The sequence below is a fragment of the Butyrivibrio sp. XPD2002 genome (assembly GCF_000423945.1).
Classification (GTDB): Bacteria; Bacillota; Clostridia; order Lachnospirales; family Lachnospiraceae; genus Butyrivibrio.
Window position 1 is genome coordinate 1 of the sequence record NZ_AUIY01000039.1, and the last position, 13,910, is coordinate 13,910.

The 13,910-nt window shown below is 42.5% G+C and carries 7 protein-coding genes and 1 pseudogene; 2 read left to right on the top strand and 6 right to left on the bottom strand.

The genetic code is table 11. The features are described 5' to 3' along the window. Positions 1-238 precede the first annotated feature (238 nt). Positions 239-1,444 carry an IS110 family transposase gene (locus tag G587_RS0115615; RefSeq protein WP_026493017.1) on the bottom strand — a complete coding sequence of 402 codons (1,206 nt, stop codon included), beginning with the start codon at positions 1,442-1,444 and terminating at the stop codon, positions 239-241. A 294-nt stretch (positions 1,445-1,738) separates the two neighbouring features. Then, entirely contained in the window at positions 1,739-3,535 is a 1,797-nt protein-coding gene (gene aspS, locus G587_RS0115620) for an aspartate--tRNA ligase (protein ID WP_026493018.1), read from the bottom strand. 171 nt (positions 3,536-3,706) lie between these two features. On the opposite strand from aspS, the gene G587_RS0115625 reads away from it, so the two are divergent. Then, positions 3,707-5,206 (top strand): hypothetical protein, encoded by a 1,500-nt coding sequence (locus G587_RS0115625; RefSeq protein ID WP_026493019.1) that lies wholly within the window; start codon positions 3,707-3,709, stop codon positions 5,204-5,206. Between the two features lie 30 nt (positions 5,207-5,236). After that, positions 5,237-6,676, top strand: a complete 1,440-nt coding sequence (locus tag G587_RS0115630) for a glucosyltransferase domain-containing protein (RefSeq protein WP_026493020.1) — start codon at positions 5,237-5,239, stop codon at positions 6,674-6,676. Between the two features lie 5 nt (positions 6,677-6,681). On the opposite strand, the gene G587_RS0115635 is transcribed toward G587_RS0115630, so the two are convergent. From G587_RS0115635 to G587_RS26780, 4 genes and pseudogenes are all read right to left on the bottom strand, one after another. Beyond that, on the bottom strand, positions 6,682-10,503 hold the full coding sequence (locus G587_RS0115635; protein WP_026493021.1) for a diguanylate cyclase: 3,822 nt from the start codon (positions 10,501-10,503) through the stop codon (positions 6,682-6,684). 171 nt (positions 10,504-10,674) lie between these two features. Then, entirely contained in the window at positions 10,675-11,598 is a 924-nt protein-coding gene (locus G587_RS0115640; protein WP_026493022.1) for an AEC family transporter, read from the bottom strand. Between the two features lie 157 nt (positions 11,599-11,755). Continuing rightward, positions 11,756-13,531 carry a sugar ABC transporter substrate-binding protein gene (locus G587_RS0115645; protein WP_026493023.1) on the bottom strand — a complete coding sequence of 592 codons (1,776 nt, stop codon included), beginning with the start codon at positions 13,529-13,531 and terminating at the stop codon, positions 11,756-11,758. Positions 13,532-13,756: 225 nt separating this feature from the next. Then, positions 13,757-13,910, bottom strand: a pseudogene (locus G587_RS26780) (carbohydrate ABC transporter permease); the annotation flags it as partial.

Below are 13,910 nucleotides of genomic sequence, written 5' to 3' on the forward strand. Positions count from 1 at the left end.
AGGCTGACTCCTACTCGATTTCGCACACGAACATTCCGCACTTCGTGCTCCATGTTCTTACAACCGGCAAATGAATTTGTATGCAAGCATCCATTCGCTTGCCGGTCTTGTGCAACAAAACCTGCTAACAAATGTCAACAGGTGAATGAATGATTTCTGCATGATTTTATTTTTCTAATTAAGAGCATCACAATAAGGCTGGGCACTTTGTCCAGCCTTCCTAAATGCTTCTGGATACTTACTTTTTATAAACTTCAGTCACTCTTGCGTAGTAAATACGTAAGAATTTATTTAATCCCGCTATTTTGGCGTGTCTTTTACACTTTCCCTCATTTTCTTTTTTGATGATATAGTTGTATACATCTGCGTCTTTAGGAGCCGGATGACTCTTAAGCACTCGCATGACTTCATATCCTACTTTCCTTAGAGTGGCTGACCCTCTCTTTGTCATTCTTCGATTTGTACCAACAAATTGTCCTGACTCATAAGGTGGTGGATCTATACCGGCGCAGGCAATAAGAGCTTTTGCGCTATGTAGTTTTCTGACATCCCCTATCTCAGCGATTAGCTTTGGCGCAAGCACATCGCCTACACCGCCCATTTCTCTAACCGTAGAGTATTCTGGTAGGGACTTAGCAAGAAGCTGCATTCGTGCTAATATAGTAGCCAGGGAGCTGTCTACTGCTCTTAACACTGATACTGCTTCCTGTACTAACATTTTGGTCGATGGGGTACTGGAAGATAGTGTGGGAATACCACCGGATGCTAATTCATAAACTTCTTCAGCTTTGGATCTGCTCCGGTGATATTTCTTTTCTTTTGCCCAGAGAAGGTACTCTTCTATAAATTCCTCAAGACTCATGGAAGTAATCATGTCATAATGCCAGAACTTCTCCACAAAATCACTTAGCTTATCTTTGTTGTTTGCTTCATTCCAGCTATTAAACTTTTTCTTGATTCCAGGCATGACATAATCGAGGATATGAGTTAATTCTAGTAATGCCTTTACATGGAGTTCCATATAATACCTATATCTGCGTCCAAGTAGCTTCAGTTCAGCATATACCTCTTCATCACCTTCATACTTTTGGAGTTTAAACCACTTTTCAATTCCATAATTAGCAATCATGATTGAATCAAGCTTATCAGTCTTAACTCCCCTAAAGTTGTTATCCTTTGCAAATGTTTTCATCACAAAAGGATTTACAACAGATACGAAATATCCTTTCTCAGAAAGATATGTCAATACTGGCAGGTGATAAATGCCTGTTGCTTCCATGACTATACGTACTTCACCATCCAATTTCTGAAGAATACTATCCAGTCCTTCTAACTCCTTCTCAACATGTTGCATTTCGAAAGGACTACAAACAATTTCGCCATATGGCTTAAGTATGCAGACAGTACTTTTCCCTTTTGAAACATCAATTCCAACACTTATCATTCTGAACCTCCTCCAACTGTAATTAGTAATTGCTCCAGCCACACTTATTACCATTCAGTTTAGTTGGTTACACGGGTGTTTCTCCCTACCTGCTTAAGCGAATGCTTATAATAAGGGGTTGGTTAACGGTTTTGTTGACGGATGCTATGATCCAAAAAAGCGCACGTCAGACCAATTACTCCCCTTATTATAAAAAATAAGTGCAGATGTCAGAGTTAATTACTCTCTAACAACTACACTTTTATGGTACTAAAAAGCCCCCTGGAAAAATCCAAGGGGCATAAAATCCAATTTTTATTCTTCTACAACAGTCTTGATATGAAGCTCTTCAAGCTGCTTCTCTGTTACCTCACCGGGAGCACCCATCATGATGTCCTGCGCATTCTTGTTCATCGGGAAAGGAATAACCTCTCTGATGGTAGGCTCACCTGAAAGGAGCATGATCATACGGTCAACTCCGGGAGCGATTCCTGCGTGCGGCGGTGCGCCGTAGCAGAATGCATTGTACATAGCAGGGAACTTAGCCTTAACATCATCCTCACCGAGGCGAACAAGCTCGAATGCCTTGATCATGATCTCAGGATCGTGGTTACGAACAGCACCTGATGAAAGCTCGATACCGTTACATACAAGGTCATACTGGTCAGCCATGATATCAAGAGGATCCATCTCTCCGCGCTCTGCCTTAAGAAGTGTCTCCATTCCGCCTGTAGGCATTGAGAAAGGATTGTGACAGAACTCAAGCTCACCTGACTCCTCGCCGATCTCGTACATAGGGAAATCAACGATCCAGCAGAATGAGTACTGCTCTTTATCCATGTGTCCGGGAACAGCAGCACCAAAAGTCTTAACAACAACACCTGCGGTCTTCTGAGCCTGGAGAAGCTTACCTGAGCTGAGAACAACAAGGTCACCAGCCTTAAGGCCAAGAGCTGAAATAACAGCGTCCTTGTTCTCCTGAACGAACTTAGCGATACCGCCAACTACTTCGTTATTCTCATCTATTCTGAACCAGTAAGGCTTAACACCCGCCTGAACCTCTACGTCAGCGATAGTCTTATCGATGAACTTGCGGCTCTCCTTGAAGTCAGAGATAACAACAGCCTTGATTCTTACATCTGTATCGCTGCCGTCCTCTGCCTTGGTTGCGAAAGGACCAAATCCGCAATCCTTAAGAACCTCTGTAGCATCCTGAACTGTAAGGTCGATACGAAGATCCGGCTTATCTGAACCATACTTCTCCATAGCCTCACGGTAAGGAATTCTTGCAAACGGAGCACCTGATGCTCTGTCGTATGTACCATACTTAGCAAAGATAGGAGGAAGAACATCCTCACATATCTCAAATACATCCTCCTGTGTAGCGAATGCCATCTCCATGTCGAGCTGATAGAACTCACCGGGACATCTGTCGCCTCTTGCGTCCTCATCGCGGAAGCAGGGTGCGATCTGGAAATAACGGTCGATACCTGATGTCATAAGAAGCTGCTTGAACTGCTGAGGAGCCTGGGGAAGTGCATAGAACTTTCCGGGATGCTTTCTTGCAGGAACAAGGTAGTCTCTTGCACCTTCAGGAGATGAAACTGTAAGAATAGGTGTTGTGATCTCCATGAAGTCATGCTCGATCATTGAGCTTCTTAGAGCAGCAATAACATTGCTTCTAAGAATAATATTCTTTTTAACCTCAGGATTTCTAAGATCAAGATAACGATATTTAAGACGTGCTGTCTCATCAGCCTCACGGCTTCTGTTAATCTCAAAAGGAAGCTCGTTGTATCTGCAACGGCCAAGAGCATCTATCTTCTCAGGTACTACTTCGATATCACCTGTAGCCTGCTTGGGGTTCTTAGAGCTTCTCTCTCTTACTGTACCCTCAACAGAAATAGTTGATTCCTTATTAATACCCTTAACAACCTTCATCATCTCCTCTGTCTCGATGACGATCTGGGTTGTTCCGTAAAAATCTCTCAATACCACAAAGCCAAGCTCTGCGCCAACCTCACGAAGGTTCTCAAGCCAGCCTACAAGCTTAACCTTGTTACCCACGTTCTCAGCTCTGAGCTCACCACATGTATGTGTACGTGACTGCATTTTAAAATTTCTCCTTACTAAACTACTAGTAACTCTGATTGTTACTTCTAAACATCAGAAATCATTTTAGCACAATTACTGCCACTTTGTTATAAAATCTTAAAACAATATGATATATTGGTAGGTAAAGCGATTCCGCTTTCAAAAACGCTGATAAAAAGGAATGTTTAAATGAAAAGCTTCCATTCATTTTGCTATAAATCCATAACCATACTGGGGCTGGCACTTCTCCTAATACTTGCAGTCTCCAGCATATTCATTTACGGACATCTGTACAGCAGCAGTCAGGAGCGAATGGTCTTTTATAAAAACGGCATGGTCTTCTTTATTCTCATTCCCGTATTTTTCTTCGCCCTCTGGAAGTTCAGAGACTTACTTAAAAAGGTCACACCGGGTAAGCTCTTTTTAATCTGCTCACTTATTTACATTATTGCTGGTTTGTACCTGACCTTCAGAGTTCCGGATACAATAAGAAGCGATCCCTACATGATCTACAAATATGCTAAAAAGTTCCTTGATGCTGACTATGAGGGACTGACTGGGGGCTATTATCTCCGCTTTTTCCCCTATCAGCTGGGCATGGTGACCTTTGAGATGGGACTTTTATCCATCTGGAACAGTACCCGTATTCTCTTCATAGCTAATCTCATCCTGATTCTCGGCATCAATTTCCTTCAGTGGAGGATCACAGAGCTTTTAAGTAAGAACAAGCTGGTTATTAACTACAGCATCGCCCTGTCATTCGGCTTTGTTCCGATGCTGTTCTATATCCTGTTTACCTACGGAACTATTCCCGGTCATTTCTTCCTATGTCTGGGCTACTATTTTCTTATAAAGCACATCAAAAACCACTCACCCTTAAGCTTTATTTTCTGCGGACTGAGTCTTGGAATTGCAGTTATATTTAAGCCCAATTACCTGATTGCAGCAGTGGCCTGTGCCATTATCATTTTCATGGATCTGCTAAAGCGCTTTTCAAAGGGAAAGCTTGTAATCCTTGTGATCGTCATTATTCTATCCATCGCTCCTAACAAGGCATTCCTTCAGATGTGGAGAAATATCAGCGGCGTAGACTTTGACGGCGGAGCTCCCTATGTTCTTAATGTCACCATGGGCCTTCAGCCGGAGGAAATGGGCAAGGGCAGACTTGGAGGCTGGTATAACGGCTACAATTACGACACCTTTGAGCTTAATAACTATGATATAGAGGCATCAAAAAAGGTTGCCTTCGAAGATATGAAAAATCTTGCAGAGCACTGGAAAAACAATTCAGCCGCTGCAAGGAAATTTTTCATAGATAAGATCCACTCAACCTGGAACGATCCGCTGTTTCAGTCACTGTGGTCAGGTCCTCTGGAGGATTCCGACCAGGTCGTTACGGACAAGCTTCTTCACAGTCTGTTTACTGGTGGCCATGTGGCGATGGTATTTGAGAAATACATGAATCTTGTTATGATTAGTATATATCTGCTTGCAGCAGCATGGTGTTTTATGAACCTTACTAAAAAGAGCGGGGATGACTCCGAGCTTTTCTACCTGCTTCTCTTTTTGGGCGGTTTCATATTCCATCTTATTTCTGAGACAAAGAGTCAGTATGTCTACATGTATGCATACAGCCTTATTCCCTATGCAGCCATCACTCTTTGCTCGAAATTCGGACGTAAGTCCTGATGCTATCAACCTAAGTGAGGTCTCATTTTTATGGGCTTAAAAACTGATAAACACGCAACCTTTATAAAACTGTTTTTTATAAATATCTTTTTACTTGTGATCTCTTACGGTGTATTTTACCGTGAGGGCTTTGGTGCTGACACCATTTCTCAGCATGCAATCCCCCTTATCAACATCGAGACCTGGATTACTTACGGAAGATATTTTGCGTATTTATTCAGCATGGGACTTTATGAGCTTGGTATCAACGCAGTAGAGCATTACCACATTTTCTACATCATGTTCATAGTAAATACTGCCCTTGCGCTTTCCGTATATCAGCGTATGTTCAGGGAATTCTTTGAGGAGCTCATTCCTCTTGTTTTATCCACTTCCCTGATTTTTATCAACGGCTTATTCTGCGAGAGCTTTATGTTTCCCGAATGTTTCCCGGGCTTTTCTCTGGCATACTTATTTTCAGCCATAGGTGCTTACCTTGTATCAAGAAAAAAACTCATTGAAGGACTCCTTACCCTTCTGATATCTGCGCTTTTTTATCAGGCTCCCGTTATGATCGCTGTTATCTGCATCATTGGCTATCTGTATTTTGAAGATGACATGATCGTTTCATTAAAGCTTGTGGCAGAGGGCATTCTTTTCATAATATTCGGAGCAGGAATTTCATTTCTGACAACCGTATCCGGCAGCTTTTTTGCCGCACTTCTTGGCGACACTCCAAAGGCGGTTAATTTCCTTGGAATCCGCGGTGAGATTAAAAACATCATTCATGGTATGCTGCTCTTTTTCCAGAGCGGCTACAGGCTGCTGCCTCCCGCATATTTCCTGCTTATCATACTCATATTTGCAGTTCTGGTTTTTGTCATTTCATCAGCTAATCTCAAAAAGTCACTTAGCCTTTTTCTTATCATAATTGCTGTATTCGGAACAGCCATGATTCTTCCAAGAGGTTCAGAAACACCGCGTCTTCTCGGCGGTCTTTACGCCGCTCTTGCAGTAATACTAATGGCTTCCGTTATCGTCGGCTCCAAAAGAAAAAGAACCATGCTACCCATGATTCTTGTGCTCTGCGCTTTTCTTTACATTCAGATAATATCTATATACAAGATTGCCCAGAACCACTACAAGAGCAATGAAATCGACTTATCCGATGCAAGAAGCGTATATTCTGAAATTTTGAACTATGAAAGAGAGACCGGCAACACAATTACCAAGGTTGCCTGGGCCACAGATAAAAACACTTTTCTTGTAAACGAAGGAATCTACTATACCTGCGGACAGATTAACGAAAGAACTCTTCCTCTGGTAGCGTATTCCCTGCTCACCTATGTGTCAGATGGCAGGGAATATCAGAAAGTCCAGATGGACAAAGCTATTTACAAAAAGCACTTCAAGGGGAAGGACTGGAGCTCTTTTGATGCATCAGAGCAGCTGGTATTCGACAACGACACCTTGTATTGGTGTGTTTACTAATATCATCACATTCCATCCGTCTCATACGTTAGTGTATAACCTTCGTGGCCTTCAATGGCATTCCACTGAGCTATTATTCTGTCTATCGGCACATTTTCTTCGCCCTCTGCCACATCAGTAAGGATCAGTATCGCCTGATTCTTGCCGTTTAGTGCCACTACATCGTTGCTTCTAAGATTAGCTCCCAAGAGATCCAGGAAAGCATCCATGACAGACTTCTCTACTTCTCCGCCATCATCCTTTCTCAAAACAAACTGAACAATCCAGATATTAACGATGGTTCTCTTTGCTATTCTCGCAAAGAGTCTGTAGATCATCTGAAGCTTATCAAAATCGACCATGTAGGCTCCCTTATGGACGCCTCCACGCTCCTCAAGTATCATCTTGATTCCTGCAATACCGTTAGCCTCTACCTCATCACCGGTGACATATCCGGTCGTTCTGTACATGAAGTAACCATGCTTTCCGTTCTGCTTTACGTTGTACAGAGCCTTATCCGCTTTTCTGAAAAGCTCGTTATAGTCTCCGCCTTCTTCCGCTGTCGCCACAGCTCCGATGGACACACCAAGAGGAATGTTCATCTCCTTACCCATGAGCTCCTTACCGGCGATAAGTATCTGCTCGTTAAGGAATTTCTCTTTTTCCGCCACAGCCTTTTCCGATGAAGTTCCAAGAATGAATGCCAGGAATTCATCACCACCAACACGGCCAACAAAATCGTCATCACGAAGACAGGCTCTTATCAGCTCTGCAAATTTGATAAGCACCTTATCGCCCATATCATGTCCAAAAACATCGTTAACCAGCTTGAAATTATCAAGGTCGATCATCATCAGTATGCCTTCATTTTGCTCGCATACTTCAGGTAAAAACTGCTCTGTGAAGCCCTTGTTCCAGAACTTCGTCATGGGATCGATCTTGGCTTCCTTCTGCCATCTCTCAATATTCGTGATACCAGTTCTGATATTGCCGACAAACCAGCCTATGAACAGAATAAACAGGGCACAGACCGTAAAAAGATATATCTTGAAATATGGTCTCTCAAATATCTGCGATTCCTTCATTACATGGAATTTCTCTTCTCTAACGATATTCCTTCCGGCAGAGTCATAGACCTGCACTCTCAGGGTATAATCGCCATAAGGAAGGTTAATGTAGCTAAGCGCCTGCATCTCCCTCTGATGGCAGTATATGCCGTCATCTCCGGAGCCCTCCAGGAAAATGTGCATCATAGGATTTGAAAGTGTGAAATTAAGGGAAGCGATATTAAAGGTAATACGTCCTGATGTCGCAGGAATTATATATTCTCCCTTATCGTTTGGCATAATGATCTCATTATTTGCAACGAGCTTACTTATCCTGATCGAGTAATCCCTGTCAACGAAGTTATCCTCGCCTACCGAGATTCTCCTTACACCATCTATACAGCTAAGATACAGATATGTCCCGTCGTAAGCATTTTTTGAATTGGCTGTAAGAGATGTATCCAGTCCTCTCGCCTTATTAAGCAGTGAATAGCTATAGTCGTCTGTATTATTTATGAGGTCTTCCTTATCTACAATATATATTCCGGCACTGGAGCTAACCCACGCCTTCCCATCATTAGTAAAAAATACATCATAGTTATTGTTATATGGGAAATTTGTGAGCCTTGTTGCCTCGTTTCCATCAAATCTATAGAGAGCATTACTTGTTACATAAATGCAATCCTCGCCACCACAGGGAATTACCTTCAGGATAACCAGTGAATCCAGACCTTCATCTTTGCCAAATTTCTTTTCAATTTTCCCATCCTTAATTACTATAAGGCCATCACCGTCGGTACCTGCTACAATTACTCCCTTTTTGTATTCGATCATACTAAGGACCTGGGTTGTAAGTCCTTCCTTCTCACCGATGGTACTGGTCACTTCTCCATTTTTAATAAAGCTGATACCCGTGCTGCTTGCAGCAACAATAGTACCGTCTGATAACTCCAGTGTCGAACGGAATCTTCCACCCTCTGTATTATTATTCCTGATGTTAAAGCTCTCCAATGATCCATCCGCTTTAAGCTCGATAAGCCCGCTCTTTCCATAGGTACTTACCCATACATTTCCCTTGGAGTCCTCCATCAGATCTCTTATTCTGACATTTTTAAGATATGTAGGATGATCTATTGGCACAGAATAGTAGGTTTTCAGATCAATAGTGTAGAGTCCGCTGTTTGTTCCAACATACAAAAGGCCATCCTTGATCATGGTTGCGTTTACAACATCATTCGGCACCTTCGCTCTGGCAAATACATCCATAAAAGGATTCCAGGTATATCGGATTATGCCCTGTTTATTGGAAACAAACCATATATTTCCCTGATAATCTACTATGATATCGCTCACAGCACTATTAAAGTCCGCTGTGGACATATCTGTGTACTTACCTTCTCTTGTAAGGAATCCGTTTCCGCTCTCAAGGGCGCAGAAGAATCCATTATTCTGCTCTGAAAAGATGAGCTTATTAAAATACTCTCCTTTTTCTATATAAAGCTTCTTTCCAATAACAATATTATTGTCCTTGATAGTTGTATATATCGCGTAATTTGAGCTTGTTCCCACAAGAAATTCTTCATGATTTGTGGCTGCTACTGCGCAATATACGAAGTGCTCATCGTCAAGAACAGTTTTGTTTACACATTCAAGATTCTTGATAAAGAAAAGGGTTCCTGAATTTGTGACTCCTGCAACTTCATTATTCACATTACAGGACAGGGATCTTACTCCATATATCTCATCCTCAGGGAAGTTTTTAATTTTCTTATCCCTTGTGATAATGCAGAACTTCGTAGCTGTTCCCACATATATATTGCCAAGCTTATCATCACAGATTGCTCTTATTGAATCGGAAGGAAGACCATCCTCTGCAGTATAGAAGGCAATATCATTATTTTTAGGATTATAACAGGCTATTCCACTGTCATTGGTACCGATCCAAAGATTCCCTCTTCTATCTACGAAAAGCGTCATTACATTGCTTATCTTGTCATCAATATTGACGGTCTCAAAGCTATATCCATCGAATCTGTATAGACCGGCATAGGTTCCGACCCATATATATCCATCCTTGGTCTGGGCTATGGCATTTATTTCCATGGAAGCAACACCATCATCCGTATCATATTGGATAATAGCGTACTCAGAAGCCATGTCCCTGGCCTTTGTATCAAAGGGAACAGCCATAAATGCCAGAGGTACAAGTATCCATAGCATGGCTTTTTTCCTAAAGCCCTTTTCCCTTCTGTTTGTCAAAAAATGATATGCGTGAATAAGCTTTGTAGCTACAATTACGCTTAAAGCCTTATCCGGAATATCGACAAAGGCTTCTCCCAAAAATGTGCAGACAACCGGAACATTAATATCCCTGGATAGCATAGCTATAAGACCGTCTCCCCAAACATTACCTGTTCTTCCGTCATAGAAGAATATATTGAGAGGCGTGGACAAAATAACCGCTATAAATCCAGCAAAAACTGCAGTGGATAGAACTTTGAACATGTTATGGGAACCGGCTTTAGGGTAGAACATTCCCACAGAAACACCAATGCCGACAGAAACTATGATATAGGAAAAATTAGCCAATTGATTAGAACTTCCTATACCTAAAAGAATATTAAGCGCAGCACCACAAACAGCTCCGTATACCGGACCAAGCTGAATAGCCGCAATAAGAGTACCTATTGCATCCAGCCAGAAAGGAAGCTGTAATGTGGCTGCTGCCTTTCTACCTATGAGATTGATGAGAATGCAGACAGCCATCAGGGCGTAGGTCTGCCACCTCTTCATTTTTTTCATCAAATCCCCTCATAAATACTACGGTTAAGAAAATAAATGCTCGTGCATTTTTAAACGCAACAAAAATACATAAAACCACAGTTTTACAGATTAATTCTATCACCGCGAAAAGGGGCACTCAATGAAGCAGATGGCAAGAATGCATAAAGAAATTATAAAATTTAAACTCTACTACCTAAGACAAATTGCACCAACAAGCGGAATTGTTATTACGGAAAGAAGCGTAGTCAGCGCCACTCCGCGGGATGCAGTCTCCTCATCACCGCCGTAATACTGCGCCAGCATAGCAGTCATACTTGCTACCGGTGTTGCTATCATAATAAAGCACACTCCAAGGAGAGTTGTGTCTCTGATGAATATCTTGAGGATAAATACACCGATTATAGGAATAACTATAAGCTTTATGACCGAGAACAGCATCAGTCTGTAATCTGAAAACAGGTCCTTAAGTTTCATTCCGCCAAGAGCATATCCGATTACCATCATACTCATGGGAACTGTAAGGCCACTAAGTCCCGTTATGACACTTTCAACAGGTCCGGGCACATGAATATGAGTCAGGTAACATACCACAGAAACGAAAACCGCAATTACTCCGGCATTTATGACAAGCTTCCATGAAAAGCCGCCCTCGGATTCCTCCTCTGTTCCATATTGCATGGCACGGATACCATAGGTATAAATAAGCAGGTTAAAGGGAAACTGGAAGAACGCTGCGTATAAAAGTCCAAGACTTCCATAGGTAGCTGATACTATAGGGAATCCCATAAAGCCTATATTGGAAAAGATCGTCATTACTCTGTAGGTACCGTAATGGCTTTTCTTTGCCTTGATAATGCGAGGCAGAAAGATCGCTATCAGTATAAGTCCCATATATATGAAAACAGATGTCAAAAGGCATGTAAGGAGCTGCCTGTTTGAAACTATCTCGTCATTGTTTAATCCTGCGGATATGATGAAGGCCGGGCTTGCAATATTGACAACTATTCCGGACATTCCCTTACTTACCTTATCATTCATCATTCCGGTTTTCCTGCATATTATCCCCACAAGCATAAGTACAAACAGGACAAACATCTGCTCAAGTAATATCATTTTCATTCCTCTTGCGAACATTCGCGTGTAACTAAATAAAGCGCAACATATTTAATATATCACAAGCTTTTCATTTTCTATATGAAAAAATTCACCCTGACAGTATTAAATACCATCAGGGTGAACTTTATATGTTTTTTATTAAGGTAAATATGATTTACTGAGCTGCTTTTCTTGCATCAAGCATAGGCTGATACTTCTCTGTATCAAATGCTACAAGATCCTGGAATCCAAGACCATCGAGCTGTGATACCATCTCATCCCACTGTGCATCGAAATCTGCATCATCCTTAGCGAATACCATTCTCCAAGAAGAATCCTTGATAACGTCGCCGCACTGCTTACGGATAAGGCTGATGTCTGTAGTATCAATTGCAAGAGCGATGTTGATTGAAGGAACAACTGTCATCATGTTGTTCTTCTTGAGGTACTCAACATCGTCAGCTGCACCAAACTTCTCAGACCACTCCTTAGTTGTCTTTGTCTGGTTCATCTCGATTGATGTTGACCACATATCTGAAGCATAAGGCTCACCTGTCTCAGGGTTAATGTCGCATGAAGCTACGATCCACTGGTTGATCTGGTTGTTACCATCGTTCCAGTTACCGCCACCGAGTTCCTCGGGAACGATTACTTCTGCTGAGAATCTGTTAAGACCATCTTCTGTAAGTTTGTACTTGCCATTTTCAACTGTGTATGTAAGACCTTCTGTACCTGCATGCTGGATCTGAACACCCTCGGGTGAAGCGTACCAGTCAAGGAACTCCATAAGTCTGTTGAAGTTCTCGTCAGAAACCTGAGAACCTACACAAAGAACACGACCATCTCCATAGTAGGTGTCAGATGGCTGGTAAAGGTTTGTGTCAGCTACAGGGATCTCAACATAGTTTGTTCCCTCTTCACCCTTTGCAGGACTGTTCCAGAAACCATACTGCCAGCTGTACCAGTAGAGATATACTCTCTTTTCCTGCATCTTAGAAACGATTGCATTCCAGTCCTGAGTTGCAGAATCGGGATCAACAAGCCCCATCTGGTTAGCCTGATAGAAGAACTTAAGCATCTTGTAGTAAGCGCCGTCCTTGTCTGTGATAGGAGCGATGCTATTGTCTGTACCGATAAGTACGGAGCCGTTTACTTCCTGGCCATACCACTTTGTAAGCTGAGCTACGTTCTCCATGTACTGTGAATCCCAATCCTTCCAAAGTGAGATTGCATAAGCGGGATCGCCATTCTCGTTTGTAGGATGTGCATCCTGAATGCTCTTTAAGCATGCAAGAAGGTCATCAAGGTTCTTGAGCTCGGGAGCACCTGCTTCGTTGTACATATCCCATCCCATACGAGGATAAGAATAAACGTGAAGCTGCTTGTAATCTGTAGGTCCGTTGAGGTTCATCTCAAGCGGAATAGCATAAATCTTGGAGCCATCACCCATCTGCTCGTTGAACTTCTTGATCTGCTCCATGTATTTAGCAAGGTTAGGATACTTCTCGATAACATCTGTAAGATCATGGATAAGTCCTGACTCTACGCACTCCTGTGCATCAGCGTTATCAAGGATGATAAGATCACCAAGTGCACCAGCTGCGCATCTTGTCTGATAAAGAGCTGCGCCATCACCGGATACCTGAGGTGCGATGATGTTAAGGTCCATGTTGAACTTGTCCTTAACGATCTTGCCGTACCAGCCGGGCTGAATACCCTGGAAGTTAGCTGCTACGTTGTAGAAATCTACTGTGTAGGTCTCGTCGTGGCTTGCAGCAGGAGTTTCTGCGCTGTCGCCACTCTCAGTAGCTTCCCCACCTTCTGTGGTCTCTGTCTTTGTGTCAGTACCGCCTGCGGCCTGGTCAGCACCTGTGCTACCGCCACATCCGGCAAGCATACTTACAGTAAGCATTGCTGTAAGTGCCAGAGATGAAAGTTTTTTAAGTTTCATTTTTCATTCCTCCTTTTTTATAAACCCTTAGACAGGGTAAATTAACAATAATAATTCCAGCTTCATAAGGAAGTTCCGCTCTCGCTAAGGAAGTTCCGCTCTCGCTAAGGAAGTTCCGCTCTCGCTAAGGAAGTTCCGCTCTCGCTAAGGAAGTTCCGCTCTCGCTTCGCTCGCCGGAACGACCATTCTCACTAAGTTCGAAAGAACCTCACTAAGTGATAATGGTCAGCCCTTCACTGCACCAATCATAATTCCCTTTACAAAGTATTTCTGGAAGATCGGGTACACAAGCATGATAGGGAGTACGACGATAACAGTGATTGTCATACGCACACTTGTGGTAGTCTGTGCTGTTGCTGCAGCTGCTGCAAGGGATGCT

Coding starts and splice junctions, on each gene's coding strand:
- G587_RS0115615 (WP_026493017.1), bottom strand. CDS start 1,444: ATGATAAGTGTTGGAATTGATGTTTCAAAAGGGAAAAGTACTGTCTGC.
- aspS (WP_026493018.1), bottom strand. CDS start 3,535: ATGCAGTCACGTACACATACATGTGGTGAGCTCAGAGCTGAGAACGTG.
- G587_RS0115625 (WP_026493019.1), top strand. CDS start 3,707: ATGAAAAGCTTCCATTCATTTTGCTATAAATCCATAACCATACTGGGG.
- G587_RS0115630 (WP_026493020.1), top strand. CDS start 5,237: ATGGGCTTAAAAACTGATAAACACGCAACCTTTATAAAACTGTTTTTT.
- G587_RS0115635 (WP_026493021.1), bottom strand. CDS start 10,503: ATGAAAAAAATGAAGAGGTGGCAGACCTACGCCCTGATGGCTGTCTGC.
- G587_RS0115640 (WP_026493022.1), bottom strand. CDS start 11,598: ATGATATTACTTGAGCAGATGTTTGTCCTGTTTGTACTTATGCTTGTG.
- G587_RS0115645 (WP_026493023.1), bottom strand. CDS start 13,531: ATGAAACTTAAAAAACTTTCATCTCTGGCACTTACAGCAATGCTTACT.